Source organism: Saccharophagus degradans 2-40, from assembly GCF_000013665.1.
Lineage (GTDB): Bacteria > Pseudomonadota > Gammaproteobacteria > Pseudomonadales > Cellvibrionaceae > Saccharophagus > Saccharophagus degradans.
The window spans coordinates 3,472,117-3,497,628 of the sequence record NC_007912.1 but is presented as its reverse complement, the minus strand read 5'-3'; the positions used below and the strand labels follow the sequence as shown (position 1 = coordinate 3,497,628).

Annotated in this window: 19 protein-coding genes and 1 pseudogene; 13 read left to right on the top strand and 7 right to left on the bottom strand. The window is 48.0% G+C overall.

Annotated elements, in window-relative coordinates:
* Positions 1-9: 9 nt before the first annotated feature.
* The 13 genes and pseudogenes from SDE_RS21950 to SDE_RS22690 form a co-directional block, all read left to right on the top strand.
* Positions 10-303 (top strand): annotated as a pseudogene (locus tag SDE_RS21950) (lysozyme); the annotation flags it as partial.
* A gap of 120 nt (positions 304-423) precedes the next feature.
* The gene (gene mads1, locus SDE_RS14440; protein WP_011469237.1) at positions 424-627 is read left to right on the top strand and encodes a methylation-associated defense system helix-turn-helix domain-containing protein MAD1; all 204 of its coding nucleotides are present in this window, start codon (positions 424-426) and stop codon (positions 625-627) included.
* Positions 611-1,399, top strand: a complete 789-nt coding sequence (locus SDE_RS14435) for a hypothetical protein (RefSeq protein WP_041325807.1) — start codon at positions 611-613, stop codon at positions 1,397-1,399. The genes mads1 and SDE_RS14435 overlap by 17 nt, the downstream gene beginning before the upstream one ends.
* Positions 1,386-1,934 (top strand): BREX protein BrxB domain-containing protein, encoded by a 549-nt coding sequence (locus SDE_RS14430; RefSeq protein WP_011469235.1) that lies wholly within the window; start codon positions 1,386-1,388, stop codon positions 1,932-1,934. Before SDE_RS14435 ends, SDE_RS14430 begins: the two co-directional genes overlap by 14 nt.
* A 15-nt stretch (positions 1,935-1,949) precedes the next feature.
* Positions 1,950-5,387 (top strand): BREX system P-loop protein BrxC, encoded by a 3,438-nt coding sequence (gene brxC, locus SDE_RS14425; protein ID WP_011469234.1) that lies wholly within the window; start codon positions 1,950-1,952, stop codon positions 5,385-5,387.
* Positions 5,388-5,400: 13 nt separating this feature from the next.
* Positions 5,401-8,889 (top strand): Eco57I restriction-modification methylase domain-containing protein, encoded by a 3,489-nt coding sequence (locus tag SDE_RS14420; protein ID WP_011469233.1) that lies wholly within the window; start codon positions 5,401-5,403, stop codon positions 8,887-8,889.
* Position 8,890: 1 nt separating this feature from the next.
* Positions 8,891-10,003: an AAA family ATPase gene (locus tag SDE_RS14415; protein ID WP_011469232.1), complete on the top strand. Its 1,113-nt coding sequence runs from the start codon at positions 8,891-8,893 to the stop codon at positions 10,001-10,003.
* Positions 9,964-10,674: a DUF4276 family protein gene (locus SDE_RS14410; protein ID WP_226986432.1), complete on the top strand. Its 711-nt coding sequence runs from the start codon at positions 9,964-9,966 to the stop codon at positions 10,672-10,674. Before SDE_RS14415 ends, SDE_RS14410 begins: the two co-directional genes overlap by 40 nt.
* Positions 10,671-12,998: a BREX-1 system phosphatase PglZ type B gene (gene pglZ, locus SDE_RS14405; RefSeq protein WP_011469230.1), complete on the top strand. Its 2,328-nt coding sequence runs from the start codon at positions 10,671-10,673 to the stop codon at positions 12,996-12,998. Before SDE_RS14410 ends, pglZ begins: the two co-directional genes overlap by 4 nt.
* A gap of 3 nt (positions 12,999-13,001) precedes the next feature.
* A complete protein-coding gene (brxL, locus tag SDE_RS14400) occupies positions 13,002-15,050 on the top strand; it encodes a BREX system Lon protease-like protein BrxL (RefSeq protein ID WP_011469229.1) in 2,049 nt (682 codons plus the stop codon).
* 529 nt (positions 15,051-15,579) lie between these two features.
* Positions 15,580-15,855 carry a type II toxin-antitoxin system Phd/YefM family antitoxin gene (locus tag SDE_RS14395; protein ID WP_011469228.1) on the top strand — a complete coding sequence of 92 codons (276 nt, stop codon included), beginning with the start codon at positions 15,580-15,582 and terminating at the stop codon, positions 15,853-15,855.
* Positions 15,855-16,181 (top strand): type II toxin-antitoxin system RelE/ParE family toxin, encoded by a 327-nt coding sequence (locus SDE_RS14390; RefSeq protein WP_011469227.1) that lies wholly within the window; start codon positions 15,855-15,857, stop codon positions 16,179-16,181. The genes SDE_RS14395 and SDE_RS14390 overlap by 1 nt, the downstream gene beginning before the upstream one ends.
* A gap of 630 nt (positions 16,182-16,811) precedes the next feature.
* Positions 16,812-17,057: a hypothetical protein gene (locus SDE_RS22690; protein WP_143710899.1), complete on the top strand. Its 246-nt coding sequence runs from the start codon at positions 16,812-16,814 to the stop codon at positions 17,055-17,057.
* Positions 17,058-17,163: 106 nt separating this feature from the next.
* Here SDE_RS22690 and SDE_RS14385 read toward each other — a convergent pair whose 3' ends face one another.
* The 7 genes from SDE_RS14385 to SDE_RS14355 all read right to left on the bottom strand — a co-directional run bounded on the left by SDE_RS14385 (position 17,164) and on the right by SDE_RS14355 (position 25,392).
* Positions 17,164-17,670 (bottom strand): hypothetical protein, encoded by a 507-nt coding sequence (locus SDE_RS14385; protein ID WP_226986431.1) that lies wholly within the window; start codon positions 17,668-17,670, stop codon positions 17,164-17,166.
* 874 nt (positions 17,671-18,544) lie between these two features.
* Positions 18,545-20,821: a hypothetical protein gene (locus SDE_RS14380; RefSeq protein ID WP_011469225.1), complete on the bottom strand. Its 2,277-nt coding sequence runs from the start codon at positions 20,819-20,821 to the stop codon at positions 18,545-18,547.
* Positions 20,814-21,986 (bottom strand): hypothetical protein, encoded by a 1,173-nt coding sequence (locus SDE_RS14375; protein WP_011469224.1) that lies wholly within the window; start codon positions 21,984-21,986, stop codon positions 20,814-20,816. Before SDE_RS14375 ends, SDE_RS14380 begins: the two co-directional genes overlap by 8 nt.
* Before the next feature lie 362 nt (positions 21,987-22,348).
* A complete protein-coding gene (locus SDE_RS14370) occupies positions 22,349-23,143 on the bottom strand; it encodes a hypothetical protein (protein WP_011469223.1) in 795 nt (264 codons plus the stop codon).
* A 16-nt stretch (positions 23,144-23,159) separates the two neighbouring features.
* Positions 23,160-23,438, bottom strand: coding sequence for a helix-turn-helix transcriptional regulator (locus SDE_RS14365; RefSeq protein WP_011469222.1), 279 nt, complete (start codon positions 23,436-23,438; stop codon positions 23,160-23,162).
* A gap of 102 nt (positions 23,439-23,540) precedes the next feature.
* A complete protein-coding gene (locus SDE_RS14360; RefSeq protein WP_011469221.1) occupies positions 23,541-24,149 on the bottom strand; it encodes a hypothetical protein in 609 nt (202 codons plus the stop codon).
* A complete protein-coding gene (locus SDE_RS14355; protein ID WP_011469220.1) occupies positions 24,139-25,392 on the bottom strand; it encodes an integrase domain-containing protein in 1,254 nt (417 codons plus the stop codon). Before SDE_RS14355 ends, SDE_RS14360 begins: the two co-directional genes overlap by 11 nt.
* Positions 25,393-25,512: the final 120 nt, after the last annotated feature.

Sequence of the window (25,512 nt, the reverse complement as noted above, 5' to 3'; positions counted from 1 at the left end):
GAGCGGGGTGTTACCGAGGCTGAGGCCGAAGAACTGCTCCGTCGTGACGTCCGGGCAGCGGAAAACGCAGTCCTGCGCTTGATCGAAGTACCCCTGACCGATGGCCAGTTTGATGCGCTGGTGTCCTTTACCTTCAACCTGGGTGCTGGCGCTTTGCAGCGATCGACTCTGCGACGCATGGTCAACCGGCAGGCCCATAGCCAAGTGCCTGAGCAGTTTATGCGTTGGGTGTGGGCGGGAGGTAATAAGCTACCTGGCCTAACAATCCGGCGCTCAGCCGAGTCCAATATATACCTATCCTAACTCCATTCTTATCAGCCCCAATCCGATCTAATCCTATCAAATCATATTTACATAGTGCTTGAACTATGTAATCCTCCATCACGCTACCGCCCCTCTAACTGTTTGACGGAAAAATATCTAATGTCTGAGCGCTGGCTTTCAGTAGAAGAAATGGCCGAATACTTGGGTGTCAGTAAAGACACCGTGTATGCCTGGATCAACAAAAAGAACATGCCAGCGCACCGAATTGGCCGCTTTTGGAAATTCAAAATGGATGAAGTCGATCAGTGGGTAAGATCTGGTGGCGCTGCAGACTCGGATGGTGAACGTGACCCAAAACAATAATCTCGAAAATTTAGGCTTCAGCTTTTCTGCCGGCGGCGCACACCTGGCGCGTACCATGATGTTGCCAGAATTAACGCAGCTTTTTGAATTTTTGCCTGAAGCAACAGCTACTAAAGCTGCCTATTTCGAGGCGATCGTTGACGACAACTGCCTGTCAAAGCGCTCAGCGCGCACCCGTCTATTAACCGCCCGCCATCTGGCAGACCTTTATGGTCTCGATAATGCCTTCCTACTTTTTCGTGCCCTGAAATTCTTCTGGTATCGCGCAGAAGCAGCTCGCCCACAACTAGCGCTTCTGCTTGCCTACGCACGTGACCCCATCTTGCGTATGAGCGCTAAACATATTTTATCCGCAAGCCCCGGCGTGCAAATTCAACGGCAGGGAATTGAAGACATCATCAGTAACCAATTTCCCGACCGGTTTAGCGAGGCAACCCTCAAATCGACCGCCCAAAATATCAACGCAACTTGGACACAAGCAGGTTATTTAACGGGCAAGGCCAAGAAAATGCGCTGCACATCAGAAGCGAGCGAAGCAGCTGTATGCTTCGCACTTTTAATGGCCTATCTTCGCGGTACACGCGGCGAAGAGCTCTTCACTAGCGAATACGTTCAATTACTCGATTGTCGCCCAGACAAGGCAATAGACCTTATCGAAGCTTCCGCTCGCAAAGGTTGGGCAGTATTTAAGCGTGTTGGCTCGGTTGTCGAAGTGGCGTTTCCTTCATTGATCAATCAAAAAGAAATGGAGTGGGTGCGTGAGCAAGCTTAAACGCCTTGTCGAAAACTATGGCAACTACATCGCAACACCCTGGAGTGAAGCGGCAGCAGCTCAGCGTGTCATTTTCTGTGTGTATAACGAGAATGATGAGCTTCGGCTTCGGGTCTCCATTGATGAGTTTGAACTGGCAACCAAAGCAAAGGGCCATCAATGGTGTCACTTTGATCTTACCAATACCTTTGCTGATTGGTTGGCAAGTCAAAAATATGCCAAGAGCTATTTTCAAAAACCTCAGCTGATCAACACGCTACTGCCAAAATACGCCGAATACATCGCCGCTCAGTTTAAAGAGCACATTGCCAGCGCCGGAGCCGACAACAGCACCGTCGTTGCCGTGTCAGGGGTGGGCAGCTTATTCGGTTTTCAAAAGGTGAAAGACATCGTCGATAAGCTAGCGCCAATGGTGCCTGGCCGCCTGCTGGTGTTTTTTCCTGGCAGCTACGAAAACAACAATTACCGATTGCTCGATGGTTACGACGGCTGGAACTACCTCGCCGTGCCAATCACCGCCGAAAAGATTTATTAAATAGGACGCCTAAGCATGATTAACCAGGATATTTATTTAACCAGCCCATCTAGCCGTAAATTGGTTAACGAAGGTGTTGCCAGCGTTAATGATGATAAAACCCAAGAAGCACTGAATGTGCTCAGGTACGAACTGGAAACCTTCGTCTGCGATGGCCAGTACGAAAAAGGCATCGAAGATATTTTAGATACCTACCTTAAGAATGTTGATCAAGCCCAGCAGCCAGCGGTTTGGATCAGCGGCTTCTATGGTTCGGGTAAATCGCACCTGGTTAAAATGCTACGCGCCTTATGGACGGATATGACCTTCCCCGATGGCGCCAGTTCGCGCGGCATTGCCAAGCTGCCGCAAAACGTCAAAGACCTATTGTCCGAGCTTACTACCCAGGGCAAACGCCACGGTGGTTTGCACGCCGCCTCGGGTACCTTGGGCGCTGGTGCCAGCGGCAGTGTTCGGTTGGCGCTGCTGCGCATTGTGTTTAAGTCGGTGGGGCTGCCAGAGCAATATCCCGTTGCCCGTTTCGTTATGTGGCTCAAGTCGGAAGGCATCTACGAGCAAGTCCAACAGCACGTCGAGAACAATGGCCACGATTGGAATGAAGAGCTTGATAACTTCTACGTTGCAGAAGGCTTACATGAGGCTCTGTGTGTGGTAAAGCCCAACCTGTTCTCGTCACCGGTTTCCTGTGTGGAAACTCTGAACAACCTGTACCCCTATGTGCAGGATGTCAGCTCCGATGACATGATCAAAACCATCAAGGCGGCCTTGTCGAACAATGGCAAGTTTCCGCTGACACTCATCGTGCTCGACGAGGTTCAGCAGTACATCGGTGAAGACAGCCAGCGCTCCATCGATGTGCAAGAAGCGGTAGAAGCTTGCTGTAAAAACATTGGCGGCAAACTGCTGTTTATCGGTACCGGTCAAACCGCTGTAACGGGTACATCTAACCTCAAAAAACTGGAAGGCCGTTTTACCGTCCGTATTGAGCTTTCGGATGCCGATGTGGACGCGGTTATCCGCCAGGTGATCTTGGCGAAAAAGGCGGAATCGCTACCCAAAATTGAACAGACCTTGCAGCAAAACCTGGGCGAGATTTCCCGCCACTTAGCAGAGTCCAAAATTGGTCATCGACAGGATGACATTCAGTTCTTCGCCCAAGACTATCCCATCCTGCCGGTACGCCGCCGCTTCTGGGAAAACACCCTGCGTGTACTCGACCAAACCGGTACCGACAGCCAACTACGTAACCAGCTGAGCATGATCCACAAGTGCATCCAATCTAACCTGGATAAACCGCTGGGCAGTGTGATCCCTGCTGATTACCTCTACTTCGACGGGGCCGATAAGCTCCTGCAATCACGTGTGCTGCCGCGCAAAGTACACGAAAAAACCTTCAGCTGGATGAAAGGCAACGACGAGCAGAAACTCTTAGCCCGAGCCTGTGGCCTCGCCTTTTTGGTTGGTAAACTGCAATCCGAGAACAAAGAGATCGGCATCAAAGCCAACCTGGAAACCCTGGCTGACTTGATGGTTGAGGATTTAAACCAAAGCAGTTCGGCACTGCGCACTAAACTGGCGGGCCTGTTGGATAACTGCGAATTGCTGATGAAAGTCGGCGATGAATACCGCATTCAAACAGAGGAAAGCCAAGCCTGGAACGATGCTTACTTGCGTCACCGCAATACCCTTGCCAACGAAGCGCACCGTTTGGAGACCGAACGTACCGACCGCATCCGTAAAAAGTTCGCCGAGCGGGTGAAGAAGTTTTCTGTTAACCATGGGCAGTCCAACGTGCCGCGAGCCTTGTCAGCACTGTTTGATGCCTCACTGCCCGCCGATGCCGATAGCAAAATCTATGTGTGGGTGCGTGACGGTTGGAGTATCGACGAAAACTCGGTGCGTGTGGATGCCCGCCAGGCCGGCAATACAGCTTCCACTATTTATGTGCATATCCCCAAGCGCTCGGCAGACGACCTGCGTCATCACCTGATCGACCTCAAGGCCGCCATCGCCACCTTAGAAGAAAAAGGCTCGCCCGATACCCCAGAAGGCAAGGAAGCCCGAGCCGCCATGCAAACGGCTCAGGCAATGGCCGAATCCAAGGTGAATGACCTGCTAGCTGACATCCTCGATGGTGTCCGTGTCTTCCAGGCCGGCGGTAATGAAGTGCTGGGCAACGACCTGCAAGAGATGATTTTAGAAGCGGCTGAGAATTCGCTCACCCGCCTGTATCCGCAATTCCATGTCGCTGACCACACCGGTTGGAGCAAGGTTTACGACAAAGCCAAAGCCGGTGCTTCAGACGCGCTGAAAGCCGTAGGTGACGACGGTGAACCCGCCAAGAACCCCGTGTGTAAAGCCGTGATTAACTTCTTGGCCGGTGGCAAAAAAGGCGCCGATATTCGTACACAATTTGAAGGTGCGCCCTACGGTTGGCCAGGTGACGCCGTGGATGGTGCTTTGCAAGTATTGGTGGTGGCAGGTGTGGTGCGTGCCCAAACCGATCGCGGCCAGAACATTGAGCCGCGCGAGCTGGAGCGTAAAAAAATTGGCCTGAGTTTTTTTAAATTAGAAACTGCCGTAGTCACCACGCCGCAGCGCATCCAAATCCGCAAATTGCTGCAGCAAGTGGGCTGCCAAGCCAAACAAAATGAAGAGCTGGCGGTATTGCCAGAGTTTCTACAAAAACTGAGTCAGCTGGCGGAAAACGCTGGTGGCGATGCGCCACGCCCTGCCAAGCCCAACACTAGCCACCTGGACGATATTCGTCGTGCAGCCGGTAATGAGCAGCTACTCGCCATTTACAACCTGCGCGATGAACTCAAGCAGCAAATTGATGATTGGCAGGCATTGAGTGCCAGCATTCAACAACGCCTACCGGCCTGGCAAAGCCTGCAAGTCTTCGCTAACCACGCCAAATCACTCGATGGCGCCGAGGTGCTGCAAACCCAGGTTGATCAAATTAAAGAACAACGTTTATTGCTGGCCGAGCCCGACCTCATGGCGCCACTCATGGCCAGCTACACCCAGTTACTGCGCGATGAGCTAAACACCCTGCAACAGGCCTATGACGACGCCCATGCCAAAGGCATGCAGCGCCTGAACGAAGACAGCAACTGGCAGCAGCTGGAACAAGAGCAAAAGCACCAGTTCTTGGCCGAGCAAAAGCTCACCGCAACCGACAAGCCCGAAATCGCCGTCGGCTCTAGCGACGATATTCAAAAGACGCTGCAACGCATCAGCATTGGCATGCTGGCTGAACGCATTGCCGCCATGCCAAGCCGCTTTGATGCCATCTCTATCAAAGCCGCCGAAGAGATGGAGCCGAAAGCGCAGTTTATTCGCACTCCACGCCGCACCCTGAAAACCGAGGCCGAAATCACCGCCTGGTTAGACGAGGTAGAACAGCAACTCAAAACCGCCTTGGCCGAAGGGCCAATCGTGTTGCAATAAAGGGGGCTATAGGATGAACCATTTACAACCACTGGATAAAAAGCTGCGCAGTCAGCTGGAAAACACGGTTAAAAAGGCCCGCGATATTGCCGAAGAAGCGGCGCTGGCTGTGTTGGAACAACTGGGCGTTGGTGAAAAAACTAAGCCCAATTACTTAGATGCTGCCCAACAAAACCTGCGGGTTCGCCTGCGTGCCCATGCCCGTAGCCTGGGTGATGCGCGCAAGCCAGACGGCGAGCAAAGCATCGAGCGCTTGCAAGAGGAAGTGGCCTACGAGCATTGGCACCGCATGCTATTTGCCCGCTTTTTGGCAGAAAACAACCTGCTGATGTACCCCGACCCGGACGAGCCGGTGGCCATCACCCTGGAAGAATGTGAAGACCTGGCCGCCGACGAAGGCGCGGCCAACGGCTGGGAACTGGCCGGGCGTTACGCCTCACAGATGCTACCGCAAATCTTCCGTGTCGACTCGCCCGTATTTGAACTCAAGCTCGCCCCCAACCATCAACTGGATTTGGAAAAACTGCTGATTAGCCTGCCGACCGAAGTCTTCACCGCGTCGGATTCTTTAGGCTGGGTGTACCAGTTCTGGCAAGCCAACAACAAAGAGCGCATTAATAAATCTGAAGTCAAAATTGGTGCGCGCGAGCTGCCAGCCGTTACCCAGTTGTTTACCGAACCCTATATGGTGAGCTTTCTGCTCGATAACTCCCTGGGCGCGTGGTGGGCAGCACGTCGTTTAAGTGAAGACCACTTGAAAAACGCAAGCAGCGAGGAAGAGCTGCGCCAAAAGGCAGCCATTGATGGCGTGCCTCTGGAATATTTGCGTTTTGTTAAAAACGAAGCAGGTGTGTGGGAGCCAGCCTCTGGCAAGTTTGAAGCCTGGCCTAATGAATTAAGTGAGCTTTCTACCCTCGATCCAAGCTGTGGTTCCGGCCATTTTTTGGTGGCCGCCTTTAATATGCTGGTGCCACTGCGTATGGAATTTGAGCAGCTGAATGCTGAGCAAGCGGTGGATGCCGTACTGCGCGAAAACATCCATGGCTTAGAGCTAGATCAGCGTTGTGTCGAATTGGCAGCCTTTGCTATTGCCATCAGCGCCTGGAAATACCCCAATGCCGGTGGCTACCGCACTTTGCCGGAAGTCCAGGTGGCCTGTTCCGGTTTGGCGATTAACGCCGCCAAAGAAGAATGGAAACAACTGGCCGCGCACATGGGCGGCAAGCAAAACCTCAGCATCGCTTTGGATTGGTTGCACGACAACCTTAAAAATGCGCCGGTACTCGGCAGTTTAATGAACCCGGCCAAAAGCAAAGCCGCAGGCTTGGTGAGCTGGCAGGAACTCTCCGAAGCGCTCGATAAAGCCCTCGCAAACGACGAGGCTGAAGTAGCGCAGACTAACGAGCAGCATGAAAACGCCGTGGTCGCCCAAGGCATGGCCAAAGCCGCCAAGTTGTTAGCCAGCCAATACCAGTGGGTAATTACCAATGTGCCCTATTTGGCGCGGGGCAAGCAGGAAGACACACTCAAAGACTTTATCGAACAGCATTACCCCGCCGGTAAAAATGATTTAGCCACCGCCTTTTTAGACCGGTGTCTGGAGTTTTGTGTAAAAGGTGGCACCAGCAGCATAGTGCTGCCGCAAAACTGGTTGTTCTTAACCAGCTATAAAAAGTTTCGGGAAAAATTACTCACGCAAGATACCTGGCATTTGATTGCGCGTTTGGGGCCCGGTGCGTTTGAAACCATTAGCGGCGAGGTCGTTAAAGCTATATTGATTAACCTCAGTCGTGGCAATTCCGCTGGCGAATCGGGCGGGTTGTTTGGCGCTGCTGAACACAGTCAACTGATTCGAGGGGTGGATGTGTCGGAACCGCGCACAGCGGCGGAAAAAGCCGAGCAGTTGATTACGGTGGTAGTGAAAAGCGTTGAGCAAGCTAAGCAGTTGGAGAATCCGGATGCGAGGGTGGCACTAGAAAGTTCGCTAGAGGGAGAGCTTATTGAAAAATATGGGTATTCACATCATGGATTAACATCCGGGGATACACCACGGATGAAGTTTGCGCATTGGGAGATTTGTGACACATCAGCTATTTGGATTCCATTTCAAAGTACAGTTCGGGATTCGGAGCATTACGGTGGTAATGAATCTATTTTGCGTTGGGATAACGGCGAAGGACCAATTCTGGAACTTCAAGGCGCCAGGAAAGATGGCACAGGCGCTTGGGGAAAACATGGAATTCTGATAAGTCAAATGGGCGTGCTCCCAGTTACTTTCTACACTAAGTCTGCATTTGACAACAACACGGCCGTATTTGTACCAAACAACGAAAATGAGATTCCAGCGATTTGGTGTTATTGCTCATCGACAGAATATAACGAGGCAGTGCGTCAACTCGATCAAAAGATGAGCGTTACAAGCGCTACTCTGGCCAAAGTCCCCTTCGACCTCGACCACTGGACCAAAGTCGCCGAAGAAAAATACCCCAATGGCCTGCCCAAGCCCTACACCGATGACCCGACCCAGTGGATTTTCCATGGCCACCCTTGCGGCTCGGTGGTTTGGGATGAAACGCAAAAATGGACAGCTCACGGCGCGCTGCGTACCGATGAATCCGTATTGCATATAGCAGTAGCCCGTTTACTCGGCTACCGCTGGCCAGCCGAACTAGACGCATCCATGGAGCTGGCCGACGAACAGCGCGAATGGGTAAAGCGTTGCGAAGCGTTGCTGCCACTGGCCGATGACGATGGCATTGTCTGTATTCCCGCCGTGCGTGGCGAGGCTTTGGCCTATGACCGCTTAATCAATCTGCTTGCTGCTGCCTATGGCGATGCTTGGACGCCGTCGACGATCAACCAGCTGCTCTCGTCTGTGGGTTATGCCGGTAAAACCCTGGATGCCTGGCTGCGTGATAAGTTCTTTGAGCAGCATGTCAAACTGTTCCAAAATCGCCCCTTTATTTGGCACATTTGGGATGGCCTTAATGACGGCTTTGCGGTGCTGATTAACTACCACAAGTTCGACCAAAAACTGCTCGAAACCCTCATTTACACCTACTTAGGTGATTGGATCAAACGCCAGAAAGACGAAATCAATGCAGGCGTTGATGGCGCACAGGAGCGCCTGGCCGCCGCCGAAGCACTGCGTAAACGCCTGATTAAAATCCTTGAAGGCGAAGCCCCGCTGGATATTTTTGTACGCTGGAAGCCTCTGGAACAACAAGCCATCGGCTGGAACCCGGATTTAAACGACGGCATACGCCTGAACATCCGCCCCTTCATTTTGGTGGATGACGTGAAAGTCAAAGGTGCCGGCGTACTGCGCCATAAAATCCCCAGCATCAAATGGACCAAAGATCGCGGCGCCGATGTCGAAAGCGCCCCCTGGTACCACCTCGGCCCGCACTACGGCGGCAAAGAAGGCGACCGCATTAACGAACACCATTTGAGCCTGGCTGAGAAAAAAGCGGCGCGCGAACAACTAAGCGAGAGTTCTTAACATGGGAACAATCAATCCAATAAACAACTTGACGATTCAGGGTTTTAAATCAATCAAAGATTTAAAGCAGTTACGCCTTGATAGCTTGAATGTGCTTATCGGCGCCAATGGTGTCGGTAAAAGTAACTTTGTTTCTTACTTTCGATTACTCGGTGAAATGCTGGATAAACGCCTACAAGTTTGGACCAGTAAGCAAGGTGGTGCAGACAGGGTTGTTTCTTATGGCGTTAAAGAGACGACTAAGTTTTCGTCGTTTATTAAATTTGGATTGAACGGCTATCAATTTGACCTTGAGACCACAGCAGATGGTGGCTTCACGTTTGCTCGTGAAGCTCTTTTCTTTAAAGGGCCTTATTATGGTGATAAATGGATAGAGCTTGGAGCAGGTCATGCTGAAGCAAAGCTTAAAGATGCTTTTGAAAAAGGGCATAAAGGCAGCGAAGCCGATTACTGCTATAGCTCCATTTCTAGCTGGCGGGTTTACCATTTTCACGATACCAGCGACACCGCGGGTGTGAAACGACTGGGCGCACTTCACGACAATGCCTACCTTAGACCCGATGCCTCTAACCTTGCGGCGTTTTTGTATTCGCTGAAAGAAAGCGAGAGCAAAGCCTATGAGCAGATTGTTAAAACAGTACGCTTAGCTATTCCGTTTTTTGATGACTTTGTATTAAAGCCTCAAAAGCTGCCGACGGAAGAAGAGCAAATCCGCCTGCTGTGGAAGCAAAAAGACAGCGACTATTCACTTTGGCCAAGCCAGTTGTCCGATGGCTCGATTCGATTTATCTGTTTGGTAACCGCATTACTTCAACCAAAGCCGCCTTCGACCATCATTATTGATGAGCCAGAGCTGGGCCTGCATCCATTTGCCATTGCATTGCTGGCAGGTTTATTACGATCAGCTTCTAAGCGCATGCAAGTGATTGTATCTACCCAATCCGCACCGCTGGTGGATGAGTTTTCTATCGACGATTTGATCGTGGTGGAACGCGAGCAAGGCGCGACGGTGTTTAAACGGCTCAACGAGGAAGACTTCACCAACTGGCTGGATGACTACACTGTGAGTGAGCTTTGGCAGAAGAACATTTTGGGTGGGAGACCATCCCGATGATTCGAGTGCATGTAATTTGCGAAGGGCAAACGGAAGAAATGTTCGTCAATGAAGTGATGGCGGATATTTTCAAACCACAAGGCATATACCTCTACCCCTCTTTAGTGGGTAAGCCAGGCCACAAAGGTGGCAATTTTAAGTTTCAGCGCGTGTTGCACGATGTTAAAAGCCGCCTGCTCGGTGATACCCAAGCCTATTGCACCACCTTCTTTGATTTTTATGGCTTACCCGAAGACTTCCCAGGCAAAACAGAAGCATTGGCCTTGCCGAACATTGAAGATAAGCGTCGCCGGGTGGAAGAAAGGCTCGTTGAGCAATTGACGGCCCATATCGGCGAAGACGCGATGCGCCGGTTTATCCCCTATGTGCAAATGTATGAGTTTGAGGGGCTGCTATTCAGCAAACCTGATTCGATTGCCTCGGAAATAGGAGAAGCTGGTTTAGCCGCTCAGTTTGAGCGCATTCGCAATGCGTTCGACTCTCCAGAACACGTCAACAACAGTAGCGCGACCGCACCAAGTAAGCGCATTAAGGCGTTGTTTGATCAATATGACAAAGTCATCCATGGGTCTTTAGTCGCGTTAGATATTGGGATCACCACCATGCGCGAGGAATGCCATTTATTTAATGACTGGGTCGGGCAACTTTTGGCATTGGAGATTGCTGCATGACCACCGTTTTAGCAGCCTTAGAGCACGCCTTACTGAATTCAGGTTCGTTCAACCCCGATATTGAAGTGGCTCCCGCGGCCGTGCTTTGGCCGGATAAAGACCGTTTGTGGCAGCCCGTTATTGGCCAGTTGCAAGCGAGACTCCCACAATTGTGGACCTTAGGCGACTATGCGCCGGAGCAAAAAACCGGACCGGCCATTTGGTTGCGCTGTGCCATGGCTAACCGTGTGGAGGGTGTTGATGCGGCCGGTGCCATCCCCATTCTGTATTTACCCGGTGTTAGCCGCCAGGAAATCCGCGCCATTGAGAGTTGCCCAGAAGCGCTAAAGCCCCTGGCGGAGCTGCAATACCGAGGTGTGATCTGGTCGCAAGTGAATGCCAAAGACTGGACCATTCTGGCCTTTTTACGCTCTGACCAGGGTGGCTTGGGGCTGGATGTGGCGCAAGATCGCGCTGCTTTGCATGCCATGCAATTGGCTTTGTATCGCCTACTGGATGTAGACATCAGCCTGCTAAAGGGCAAACGCTTAGACAAAGACTATTTCAATACCCTGTTAATTGATGGCGACCCGATTCGCGATCTGTTGCAGTGGCTGGATCAGGGTGATGCCTTTAAAGCCGCCAAGGGTGACACGGCCTGGCCTGCGTTTGTTGAAATTATTAAGTCGCAGCTGGGTTTTGACCCCGACAAACAAGGCACATTGAGCGCGGCGGCTTTGTTGGCGGCCCACGAAGGCCCCTGGCAACCGGTATGGGATAGATACTGCGAGGCGCCAAAGCGTTACCCAAACATTCCAGCGCTGCTGGAAAAAACAGCGCTGCCTATGGATATGTTTGCCGATAAGAGCGGCTGGCCGCAGTGGAATCGGCAGCAAGAACATGAGTTGCGCCTGGCACTCACGCGCCTTGAGCAGTCATCACCAGCGCAAGCCCGCAAAGCAATTGCGGATTTGGATAACACTCATGGCGAGCGCAGAACCCTGGTGTGGGCAGAGCTCGGCTTGTCGCCACTGGCTCAGTCATTGAAGTGGCTCAAAAAGCTCGCCGAAGTAACCAAAAGCTCGATTGCTGGCGGCACGATCGCAGATATGGCCAATACCTATCAAACCGTCGCCTGGCAGGCGGATGATGCGGCGGTGCAGGCATTAAAGCCCATTGATCAACAAGAAGATTTTGATGCGGTTTCTACGGCCATTAGAGCCATGTATACCGATTGGGCACAAGATGCTGCCCGCTATTTGCAGGATTCCGTACAGAAACACGGCTACCCAGGGCTAGGTGCCGCCGAGCGTAAACCGGTTAAGTACGCCAAAAGCGAGACCGTATTTTTTGTGGATGGCTTGCGCTTTGATGTGGGCAAGCGCTTCGCTGAAACACTCGAAGCCAAAGGCTACAGTGTGGAGTTATCGACGCGGTGGTCAGCCTTGCCAAGTGTAACGGCGACGGCTAAACCCGCTGTATCACCTGTGGCCCAACTCATTAGTGGGGTTGTTGGCAGTGACGCCTTCGAACCCTGCGTTAAGGAAACCGAGCAAAAGCTAAGCGGCCATCATTTTCAAAAACTGCTGGAAACCAGCGGCTGGCAGAAGTTGGCGAAAGCCGAAACCGGTGAAAGCACTGGACAAGCTTGGTGCGAGTATGGGGACATAGACTCAGAAGGCCATGACCGTGGCTGGAAACTCGCCAAGCATATTGATGCCATTTTAGCTGAGGTCGAGGATCGTATTGATGGGCTGTTTAGCGCGGGCTGGAAGCAAGTTCGATTAGTCACCGACCACGGTTGGCTATTGCTGCCAGGTGGACTCCCTAAGACGGAGCTACCCGCTGCGCTGGTGGATAGCAAGTGGGGTCGCTGCGCCTCGATTAAGCCGGGTTCTCACACCGATGAACTACTGTACCCATGGCATTGGAATGCTGAGCAGCACTTTGCTTTAGCCAACGGTATTAGCTGCTACAAATTGGGTGAAGAATATACCCATGGTGGCCTCAGTCTGCAGGAATGCTTAACACCGGAGCTGATCATCCGTAAGGCGGGCAATGCTTATGTTGATGTTAAAGCAGAAATCACCGATGTTTCCTGGCGTGGCCTGCGCTGCAATGTGGCCGTAGAGGGTGCGTTTGAAGGTTTATTGTTGGACGTGCGCTTAGACGCGGGTGATGCATCGACCAGCAAAGTAATGAGCACCAAAACGATTAAAGATTCCGGTGTAGGCTCAGTAGTTGTAGATGATGAAGATTTAGACGGCGTTACTGCAGTCATCGTTTTGCTTACCGAAAGTGGTGAGCTTATCGCTCAGCAGCAAACGCGTATCGGCGGAGAATAAACAATGGAATTAGACCAACTCGATCAAATTGCCGCTGCGCATTTGGAAGGTTACTTAGTTCGTAAAGATTTGGTGAGAACCTTTGCTCGGCAATTTCCTGTGCCTACCTATGTGGTTGAGTTTTTGCTGGGCCGATATTGTGCCAGTACCGACCCGGATGAAATTGAGGAAGGGTTGGAGATTGTTCAACGTCAATTGGAGTCGCGCACGGTCAGGGCTGGTGAAGAAGAGCTGTTTAAAGCCAGAGCCTATAAGAACGGTACGGTAAAGCTGATCGATTTGGTTAGCGCTCGATTCAGTCAAAAAGACAATGGTTATGTGGCTACTTTGCCCAGCGTACAGCTTAATCGAGTGCGTATTAATGATAACGTCGTAGACGATAATGAGCGACTGTTAACGGGTGGATTTTATGCCGAAATCACCTTGGAATATGACTCACTGATCGCCGAAGAAAAAGGCGATGCCTTCGGTATTAAAGACTTACGGCCCATTCAGCTTTCTAAGCGGGATGTACTGGATGATTTAGCTGAAGCAAGAAAGCAGTTTACCAGCCAGCAATGGAAGGATTTCCTTTTGCGTAGCACTGGTCTTGAAGCAAACGTTTTGAGCGACCGCGCGAAGGATGCCAACTTATTGCGTATGGTTCCGTTTGTAGAGCGCAACTATAACCTGGTAGAGCTTGGGCCACGTGGTACTGGCAAGAGCCATCTCTTCCAGCAGGTTTCCCCCTATGCACATTTAATTTCCGGCGGTAAAGCGACCATCGCCAAGATGTTCGTGAATAACGCTTCGGGCGCCCGCGGCTTGGTGTGCCAATACGATGTGGTTTGTTTTGATGAAGTAAGCGGTATTTCCTTCGATTCCAAAGAAGGGATCAACATCATGAAGGGCTACATGGAGTCTGGTGAGTTCTCTCGTGGTAAAGAGAGTATTCGCGCAGATGGCTCAATGGTGTTTGTTGGCAACTTCGATGTGGATGTAGAGCATCAGCAGCGCGTTGGCCATTTGTTTGGACCGCTGCCACAAGAAATGCGGGACGATACCGCTTGGATGGATCGCATCCATTGTTATCTGCCCGGCTGGGATGTGCCCAAAATGCACAAAGAACTCACGACCGATCATTTTGGTTTGGTTAGTGATTTTTTCTCTGAGTGTTTAAGCCGCTTGAGATTCCAGAGCCGAGTTAGCGTACTGCAAAATCGTGTTCATTTTGGCGGTGCGCTAAGTGGTCGTGATGTTAATGCCGTGAACAAAACCGTTTCTGGCCTGCTAAAGCTGATGTACCCGTCTCAGGATATGGAGATCAGCGACGAAGATCTTGAGTGGGCGGTAAGGCTCGGTCTGGAAGTTCGTCGTCGCGTCAAAGAGCAGCAGAAGCGCGTGGGTGCCGCAGAGTTCCGTAACACCCACTTTAGCTACTTCCTGGGTGATGACGGTGTTGAGAAGTTTGTCGCCACGCCTGAGCTGCGATCCGATAACGAAATTGGCGATGATCCATTAGAACCAGGCCAGATTTGGACGGTCAGCGAGGGTGGTCAGGACATTGACGACAACCCTGGCTTGTACCGCATCGAGGTTAATGAAGGCCCTGGCTCTGGTGTCAAAATCCTCAACAACCCGGTTCCGCCAGCATTCAGGGAGTCTGTCCGTTACGCTGAACAAAACCTCTATTCTCGATCTATGCAGCTGGTAGGTGATCGCGACCCCAGAGCGCATGAGTTCACGATACAGCTCCGGGCATTTGACGCTTCTAAAAAGGGATCGAAGCTCGGCATAGCCTCTCTCGTCGCTATGTGCAGCAGCTTGCTCAAGAAACCGGTGAAAGGCGGCCTGATCGTCGTAGGAGAAATAAACCTGGGGGGCTCGATTGAACCGATACACAGTGCTGTGAATATTGCTGAACTGGCGGTTGAAAAAGGCGCGTCGTCATTGTTGATGCCAGTGACCTGTCGCAGGCAGCTATATGACCTCTCGGATGATATGGCCACCAAGATCGATATACAGTTCTACCAAGATGCAAGGGATGCGCTGTTGAAGGCGATTGTGGAATAACGCATTTCCCTTCGCCCACCCAATTCGTCAATCAAACTCCTTTCCTGAGCCCGACAATAAGCCGCTGATTTTAAAGGGTTATCTGTTCTCAGCTCATGGACTTGGGCTTGGCGGGATAGGGAGAGGCACTTAGAGTATGTACTCTAAGCCATCCCTGGCTTAGCCCCTTCGGGCGCAACGCGGCACAAAATGCTCCAGGCATTTGGTCGGCCATTCAGAGGCAAATTCAGCACGAATGAATTTGAACATCTTTAGCTGACCCTGAAAGGGCGAGGGCACGGAAAGCCCGAGTAACAATTGCCGGTAGAAGTCCGCGATTACACAGGTGGCGAAGTCCTTAAACCCTTGCCACATAAGGCCTGTAGCGCGGGGCGCAGGCATAAAAAAAGGTGAACTGAGATCAGTTCACCTTTTTAATTTGGTGGCAATTATCAATATGAAAAGCCGTTCGAGAGCAAGTATCAAAGGACCTTTTAAATTGACTAAAGACCTGTTTTCGGACTATATTTGGTCTTAATGAGAGGTGTTTATGAAATTATCAGATCAAATCAAACCTATTAGCTATTTGAAAGCTCATGCTGCAGAAGTCGTGCGCAACCTGTCGACTCAAGTGGAGCCCTTAGTGATCACTCAAAATGGTGAGGCCAAGGCTGTAATGCAGGGCATTAAAAGCTATGAGCAAACACAAGAGACTATGGCGTTGCTTAAGATGTTGGCACTGGGTCAGCGCCAGATCGACGAAGGAAAAGTTCAGCCTGCGGGTGATGTTGTTGCCAAGCTTCGTAGCCGGAGCAAGAATCGTTAATGAGTTATCAGGTATTTCTCACTGACGATGCAGCTTACGATCTTGAAGATTTATACGGCTACATCGAATCTCATGATGCGCCCGAAAAAGCTGATTACGTTCTCGATAAAATCGAGGAGACATTCTCAAGTTTAGCGGACAATCCAGAGCGCGGAACTTACCCAAATGAGTTACTCGCTGTAGGCATGCGAGAGTATCGAGAGCTCTATTTCAAGCCTTACCGTATTATCTTCCGAATAATTGGGAAGCATGTTTACGTGATGGTGATCGCTGATGGTCGCCGCGATATGCAATCTCTTCTCCAGCGTCGCTTGCTTCAAGCATAACTCATTTTCATGTCTGATCTTCGTGGCGTAGACGGCTCATCTCAGCTCCAGATTAAACGTTGCGCTATATATTCCCGGTCATCAGTAGAAAAAGATAATCTTGATCCTTTCGACTCCGACTGTGCAAGTTCGGTATCCGAATTTCAGCCAATACAAAACCCCGCCCCTTTCGGGTGAGGCTTTTTTATTGGTGGGGATTAAGCCGTTCTTTATCTTTCGGTACGTATGGCTCTTAGTGGCCAATAACCTACCTCGGCAATCGGCGGGGGGATTGGATTCGGGCCATCCTTGGCCCTCACCCCTGGGGGGCGACCTGACGGTCGTCCAAAATTGTTCCTGACAATTTTGTGAACCCCGACTGTGCAAGTCCAAAGCTCAGGCTCACAGCCAATAAAAAAGCTCCACCCTTGCGGGTGAGGCTTTTTTATTGGTTTGGTGGGGCGGGGGGATCTGAAATTACTTGGTAAGTCGTTGATAAATATATAATATTCTTTACTTTTATCCTGTGGGTATTACTAAAGGTATTACTAAAAGTAAAGCTCATCATACTAGTTTGTTGTCTTTGAAAGTTTTGATTACTTTCCGACGAACGGTGCGTACCGGTACGTTATATTTTAGGGTGGGACCGCTATGTTAGATCGACAATGTAATATTCGCTTAAGTGAAAGCCTCCTCAGGCAATTGCAGGATTGTGCAGATTTAGAGCAAATATCTGTCTCTGAATTCATTCGGCTTAAATTGCAGGGAGTGGTAGTTCGTAACCGTCGGAAGCTGATTAACGGGGAGGCGAGCCGAAACATTAATGTATACGATTTGTATAGCGACGACAGCGGCTTCGGCCACGGTAGCGTTGCCCCCACGTTTAGATGTAGATAATTGGTATGCGATTTTAATACAGTGTTTAAACGCCTTTAAACGGTGTGTGGTCGTTATACCTTGGCTGTGTCGTACTTACGCTTGATCGGACTTAGAGCAAAATAAGTCAGCTCTCAAGTTGGGCTGCACGTATGCGTTCTGTGATGTCTTTTAGGCGTTGATCTTTGAGCACAGCTCCCTTCATTACCAAAATGTGCGAGTTGGTATGATCGCGATGTGTGGCGTAGTCTGCAATTGCTTCGTGGGGTAGAAGTATCGCTTGATCTACTATGAAAGCCTCATCAAAGATAATGGCTAAAAGCCAGTCAAAATGCTTTTCATTGAGCTTTCTTATCGAGCTAAGTTGGCGTGATGGGTTTGTTGTAGTAACTCGGCGAGCTTTAACTTCGTAGCGCAGGCCGTGCACATCTTTACCGTCATGCCCTGTTTGTGAATTCACGCACAATTCAAGCCCCAGCGCTTTAGCAGCTAAGTATTCAGCGTAGTCTGCAAGGGGGTTGTTGTTTGTACGCACAATGCTGCGACCTTTGAGCTCGCCAATAACTTTAGTCTGTAGGCGCAATAGTTCTATAGTGTTAAAGCTCGATAAATCTATAGTTTGGGAATCTAACAATGCCCCCCCCTTTATTTTGAAGTAATTTAATAAAGTTAAATCCAAGTCGCTCGCATATAAAGTGAATATAGAAAAGTGAAACACTGGTACCTATTTGGAATCATTCGGTTGCCTGTCGAGTCTCTCTATTAAATTAGTGTCGAGCGAGTATACATAAGAGGTTAATATTTTTTGTGGGGGTAGTATAGCTTTATATTTTTTTCGACTGTGGGAATTGAAAATGGAGTATTGTTCATAATTCGCCAGCAAGATTTCTTTTTTTGGGGGGGGGAGGGCTACTAATCTACGGTCGTTATTATAATCCACTATTATGTCTGAGTATGAATTGCATAGAGCGGGTTCTACAAATTAAGCGTATGCTTTCTATGCTTTCAGTCTCCAGTAACAGTTGTCACTGGGGGCGTGATTCAGGATTGTATAGTTACCGTTACAATACGGGGTATTGTGGTGCTAATAGTTAGGGGATAGCCTTAGATAAATTTCCAGCTCGGCGTATGTGACAAAACGTGTTTGCTGTTATCCCCCTCTTCAGTAAGGTAGCTGTAGTGACATTAATAATGTCTCAAACTAACAAAAATTAACGTGTGTTAGGCTGATGTGTATTAATTTATGGCGCCTTTTTCTTGTAAAAGAGAGTGCCTTCCCAAAATGATACCTGCTGTGATGCCGTAATTTTCAATAGTTTGTAGTTCCTAATATTTAATTAATTTTACTTATATCTTTGTGTTGACAAAATGATTGGTAATCACAAAGATATCTAAAGCTTCGAATGTTGATTTATCTTACTGTTAGTTTTCACCCCTTACATTTTGGTTCCGCTATTTTACAATAGATATGTCATCGGACGATATCAGCGGCCTAGTTATAGGGAGGGTTATATTACCTTTGTTCCGCTAGAATGGTGTTTAAAATCATTTTCTATGAAGTCAAGCACCTCAATATACTCCTCGTGGGAAGTCAAAATATGTCTTAACGAATTAATTAAATTTTGTAGGCTGCTTTTAGATAATTGAATCTTTTGAGTCGCAATCCCAATTAGAATATCGAGTGTTGCGTTGTGGTCTCCATTGGCACGGCATTGCGCCAACCGCGTTACGATATCACTGAATGCTCTGCTTAGATCATCTTGATATCGGTAGTCAAGCTCTCTACTATAAGCACAGCGCCATAAGCAGGATTGTAATAGAGGGTCGTTAAACCTGCTAAAATTACTAGGAGCTAGCACCGAGTGTTGGTAAACCTGCGCATAAAGCGAGTCGCTACCGGTAGTAACAGGAGGAGTTTCTCGGAGGTTTTGCAGTATTGCGCTTACGGTTAGGTATACTGCCGAGGGATTTACTTTATGTGCATCGTATTCTGGAGCCCAAAACGCGAAGTCTTGGTTGAATGCCAGCTTAGTACTCTCTGGGTCGCATGATATTCCTATATCACTTATCAAGCCGGATGATCGCGACTCTAGGGTTTTCTTGCGTAATTGCCATTTCTGATTAGAGAACCCACTTATTACTTCATACTCTTGTGCCCAAGACGTTTTTTCTTCCTGATGGCCAATAAACACGCGTCTAAAGTTTAAAAATTGATATTTAAGGCCTTTAGGACCAAATGTAAGGCTGCTTTCAAATGCGATATAGTCACGTTTTGACGGAGTAATAGCAAATGGAGTTATAAAAATGCGCTGGCCTTTGTGGCCTATTAAACGGAGGTCGCTATTCAGCTTTATTAAAGAGTTACCTCGGGTCATCACTGGTAGCAATGCGATAATAGCGCCGTCGTGATCTAGACTCTCTAGTGTATTTATGTCAATTTTTTTAATGTTTTTTAAAAAATTAAATTCGTCGCATAGCTGCTTATGTAGTAAACAACTAGCAGAATCATTCTTGTCAAAAATTACAGCGCTAATTGGTCTCGGAACATACCATTTTACGATTTTTCGTAACCAGTCAAGATATTCTTTCTTGAAAGCGTCTTCGTTTTTGGTGAAGGCTTCAAAGTCAAAGAAAATGGGGCGCAATTTCTTCTGGCGGAAGCAATGAACGCGTAAGTTTTTGGAATGCTTATTCGGTTCAATGAAATTTCTAATTTCTGCGGGGCCATGTACTTTTTTCAGTAATACGGTGGTTGGGTCTTTAACTTGGGCAGTAAAATTCTCTCCAACTATCTTAACCGGCATTTCATAGCCATGCTTGGCTGCTTGGGTGTGGGCATCAGAGAATTTGGAAATGTTCACCACAATATTGTCGCCAGACCGAAAGGCTTCGTGGGACGGTTCTCTATCACTACCGCATAGCGGTTGCATTATACCTTTTGAATCGGTATATGAAAGTAAGGTAATTATTTGATCGTGCTTTAAGCCTTGCCATTCCTCATAAATACTAACTCCTAGGTTGTTGGTTCGAGATGCTGAGATTATTACCCAAACATTGTCTTTCACTTGAGGTGTGCAGGTTTTATAACCTTCACTATCGCCTTCACCATAGGATTGAAAGCTGTGGTATTGTAAAGGTTTGAAAGTGTCTTCATTAAACTTAGTTATAAAGTAGATCAGTGCTTCAACGTAGCTGGCGATGCTTGACGTGTCAATCCATATATGTTGAATGGCATGCTTGCACTCGCGTCGAGGTCGGTGGGCTAATAGTGCAAAGGCAACAAATTGATTCTCCGAAAAACCTACGGCTAATTCCGAAGCTTTAATAAATTCCGAAAATTTATCCCCTGAAGGTTTTTGGAATACCGTACCGGAAGGCGCTTTCTGAATCACTTTATCTTTGCGGTGTTCTATAAGTGCTAATAGCCCTTGTGTAATAATGTCGTGTTTTAATTTGTTTGTTTCTGTAGGTGAGGAGGAATTATTTAAAATTTCTCTGCAATGTTTTAGATCTGCATAGCCATCAAATACATAGAAGTTAATTTGCTTGACCTGAGATATTCGAGTTATATTGCTTACTAGCTCAGAACTAGATGAATTCAACATGCTTCCTATTTTTGGCCAAAGGTAATCGGGGCACAAAAATAGAATTTGAGAATATGGCTCTCCATTTCGTTTTATTATTTTGTCAATTAGATATCCATAGTGACCGTCATCACCCTCAAGTTGAGCAGTAAAAAGCACTAGTGTCTTTTGATCTTTTAATTTTAATTTGAAACTATACATGGTTTTTCCCCTCTTGCTCGAAGCTAACAAGCGGGATAACTATATTAAATGAAACACCCTCAATATGAGTGCTCATTTTATTTACATCGTTTGCATTTATTTTTAGCGACCCTGTTCCTTCAAAGAAGGATCGCGATACTGCAACCGAGCCTGTGCGTAAGCGAAACCACCCTCTCAAACGCCTTAAGCCGGAAAGTACATGTGTTAAACCTGACCCGTCCCCAATATTTGGGCTTGTAGAGTTGTTTTTAACGAAGCACTGAAGGACTGCTTCAATTTCATCTTCTTGTGTTAATTCATCCTTGGCTTTACCTGTCCAGCGCTTTGCATATCCTGGTCCAGCATCAACAACAGTAATATCCAATACCGGTAAGTTTTTTTTATTTTCATCCATCCATTTTCTCCACTCTGCGGAGAAAAGAAGCATGTCTTTCCCTCCGACACTTGAGATGAGCTCGCTTAAGCGGACGGAAGAGACGCTGACAGAGTTGAAAATAATACCCCTAAAATTTATAGGTAAGATGTCGCCTTTTTCGCTTTCTCTTGCATGTTTATGTGTGTTGTCAAATAGCTCGCGAATTATATTAGATACATGTTCTTTTACGTCATTGATATGAGCGCTTTTCGAGTGTTGCGGAACTACTGTGGCCAAGGCTTTCTCGGTGAGTTTGTAAAAAGCTTCTTTGCCTATGACTTCGTCACGAGCATAGAGCGGGTTGTTAAACTCTCGGTTAACTCCCGTGGATTTTATAGATGGTATCGCTACATATAAACCCTTGTATGCGGATTCAAAATCGCCGCCGATTATTTTTTTTACCCGCTCAAACGCCGTTGCTAATGCAATGCTTGTCGCAACTTCTTCTTTGTTGCTAAGTAGGATTTTATCGGCCAGTCTTAGGATGCATATACCATAAAAGCTGGAGCTAATTTTATCGAAACTGTTTGGTTCGGCTTTATCGGCAAAGCAGTGGAATATTCTCTCACCTTTATTATTACGTAACCAAGTTGCGATAAGTTGGCAAACAAGCCCTTCCAAACCAAAAACCCCCGATTCTTTGAGTCCGTTGGGTAGCCGCAGCTTTAGATTTTCATTGTCCTCAAGTTTCTTAAATGCCTCTTCGATGCCAGAAAAGTTCAAGTTTTTGGGAAGGGTATAGCTTTCCATAATCTTTTCTCTGTTGCTAATTAGCTGCTTTAACGGTGTCAAGAATCATGCCAATCGTGTTTTCGGTCTGAGTGCTGCAAGCCTACTATGCTTGATATTATGTTTTAACTTATCAGTCACAGGCTGCTGAGTGGCATGTAAAACAATATTTTTGTGGTCGAGACTTCGGGGTTCATCCTAATTGCTGGTTCGAACCGCGGTCTTGCCATTTATGAGCCTAGTTAGAGCCTGCATGCATATTTGTTTGGTCGTTTTATTTCGTTAGCTGTATGTGTTGAGGGTAAAAGGCTTTAGTGACGACTTATAATATAACTTATAGGGAGTGTGGTGAAGATGTGATTTTGCTTGGGGGCATAAGCAATTCAGTATGTTATTTGGTCAGCGCGCGTATAATCTTCTAGCCATTCTTTTACAGACTGTTGTTCTGGTGTTGAGGTTACACGTTGCTGGTTACATGTTGTTTGTAGTGCGCCGTGCTTGTACATGGATTGCTCAGGATACGTTACGGCACCTGAGGTAGGTTGGGGCTCTTGTTTTTTTGTTCTGTCGTATTGTTGTCGTTGATTGGTAGTGCCACCGTAGATTGGTTGTTGGTTTTTTTTGTCGAATAACGCCTTTAATTCACCAGAGGATATATTGAGGAGCTGCAGGCTCGTTTTGTTAATAGTGGAAATTCCCGCCGTGGCACTTTCTTGGGCTGTGAATATTTTGCCTTGCAGTTGAGCGAGCGCTTGGTGGAATTGTGAAAATCTAGTGGGTAATTTTAGACCTAGGTGATTGTAAAGCTTAACTAAGCTGCTGCGTTTTGCTGCCGTAAAATGGCCTCGAGCCCGTCGTGCTCCTTTTTTGTGCTTTTTCGAATTGCGTTGGTAGTGGGTGTCTACGTTGAAAAAAACTACTGCAGTCTGAAACCTCAATAGGTAATCGAAAACAAGTGTTAACTGATCATCTTTACGGTCTGGCCTTGGTTTGGTTGTGTGGTGACTGTATATAAAGCACTCTGCACTAACCAATTTGGCGACTTCCTTCGCAATTGCTTGCCATTTTGGGTGGCGTTTTGAAAGGAGGTAGGGAGCACCATCCGCTGGTACGGCCCAAATCTCACCATTGCGTATTTCTATAGCGTATCCCTCGCTGTAGGTTTTAATTAAGCTCATTGGGGGACTGTAGCTATCAAGAGTCAAAAGCTTCTAAACTTTGGTTGGCGGTGAAGCTGCGCTGTTCTATTAGTGCTAAGACTAGGTCTTTTACCTCTTCGTCAGGTTTGTTAACGGATCTGGCGGCGATCACGGCATTAATTTCGTGATCAAGCCATCCGACAGCTCGTCCACCTAGAGAAATGGGTGGAGGGACTAGCCCACTGGTGACTTGGTCCGCTAGCCATGTTTTACTTCTGCCAAAGCGATTAAGGACCGCTTCACGGCGAATGATTTTCAAGGTAGAAATCGACATACGTTTGCCTCCTAAAGGGCTTTTTAGTTAACGTATGGCTATTGTTGGTTAAGTGGTGGATATCATCTAGGTAGCAAAATAAAAATAATTTTGGTGATTTTGCTACCCTAAAACTTTTTCTACCTGTCTTTGTGGTTGAAAAACTGGTTCATTAAGGTAATTTTCGATCCAAAATGTGACTAGCTTAGTGAAAATAGAGTTTCTGTGGGCAGAGATAGGTTTGTCTTTAAATATATTTGAGTATTTGTCGCGGATATAAGCAATGCCGGCGGTGTGTACGTGCTTCTCTTTGGTGGCTGGATTCATATTTTGAAGGTGAAAATCAATTCCGGCTAACATGGCTGATAGAATGTCAATTAGGCTGCTGCGATCTTTGGGAGGGGTAATATAGTTCTTGTCAAAATTGTTAGCATACCAGCATGATTGTTCTAATAGTTGTAGATAGGAATCCGGAATTTCTCGTAAAGATTTTAAGCTTGCTTCGAGGTGCCCTTTAATGGAAATTAGTGCTTTCTTAAACTCCGTTTGGGTCAATCCTAAGCCGAGTTTAGACATGGGTTTTTGGATTATTGTAGCTATTTCTAAAGCTTCGGTAATTGATTGGTAATCTGATGAATCCACGTTTATTTTAAGTAGATTGGCGAGTTGTTCTTTTGTTTTAGTTTTCAATACGGGCGTTTTGATCCATCGGCTATCGGTATCATTTAACATGCTTGCATCCCAGTGTCATATTCGTGACGTTTGCGAGACTGGTGCCTCCTGACGAGGCGCTAATGATTAACGTGCTCCACCATTCCATCATTGGCCTGCGCCGCTCAATGTATTCTGCGCGGTTATAGGCAGCGCGTACATCGTCTTTGTCTACATGGGCTAACGCAGCTTCAATTAAATCTGATTCAAATCCTTGCTCGTTCAAAGCCGTGCTGCCGATCGAGCGTAGACCGTGTGCTACAAGGCGGTCTTTGAAGCCCATGCGTTTTAATGCCATGTTCGCTGTTTGTTCGTTAGTGTGTTTGCGAGGGCTTCTGTCCGCAGGGAATATATATTCGCTATCACCGCTTATGGGGCGCATTATGTTGAGTAGGTTTAGCATCGAGGGTGTGAGTGGTACAGCGTGGTCTCTGCGTTTTTTCATACGGATAGCGGGAATTCTCCAAATTTTATGGACTTCATCTATCTCGCTCCACTCCGCGCCAGCTGCTTCTGAGGGGCGAGTTAGGGTATGAAGTTGCCATTCGATTAAACAGCGTGTGGTTAGTTTGATGCTAGCTGTGTTTAGTGCGCGCATTAGCTCTGGAAGTTCTTCTGGCCTTAATGCTGGCATATTCTTTTTTTGTGGCGCTTGGAAGTTGTAGCGAATACCTGATATGGGGTTGCTAGGTAATTTACCGGTATTTACAGCCCAAATTAAGATTTCGTTTAAACGTTGGCAAAGCCGTTTTACTGTTTCTAGGCTGCCTTTCGCGGCAATGGGGGTTAACACTTCAATAATTTGGGGGGCGGTTAATTTGCTTACAGGTGCACTGCCAAGTTTTGGGAATATATGCCTTTCAAGTGATCGCCAAATATCGTCAGCATAATTGGGGGTGATAGTCGTTTTTTTAATTTCAAACCAAGCTTTGGCTGACGCTTTAAGAGTATCCGTGTGAGCGAGTCGTTCTTGTAATCTCTCGTTGTCTCGATGTGCTTTTGGGTCTGTGCCTTGGAGCACAAGTTTGCGGCATTCTTCCCGTTGCTTTCGGGCTATAGCTAATGAAACTTCAGGGTATGGGCCAAAGCTTAAGCGAGCGCGCTTTTTAGTTGCAGGGTGATAATAATCAAATTGCCAAAGCTTGGAGCCTATCGGTTTTACTACGAGCTGCAAGCCTCCGCCATCGGATAGGCTGTATACCTTTTCCTTTGGTTTGGCGTTAGATACTTGTGTAGCTGTAAGCGGAGTTGTCTTTCTTGGCATGGTAGTAATACCTGAAATAGTCTCTAAAAGGGAGTATTGCTATGGATATTACTAAATTGAGCGGTTCTTACAAGGCCTCAGCGACCTTTGGCGGACATAAAAAAAGCCACAACCCTTGTG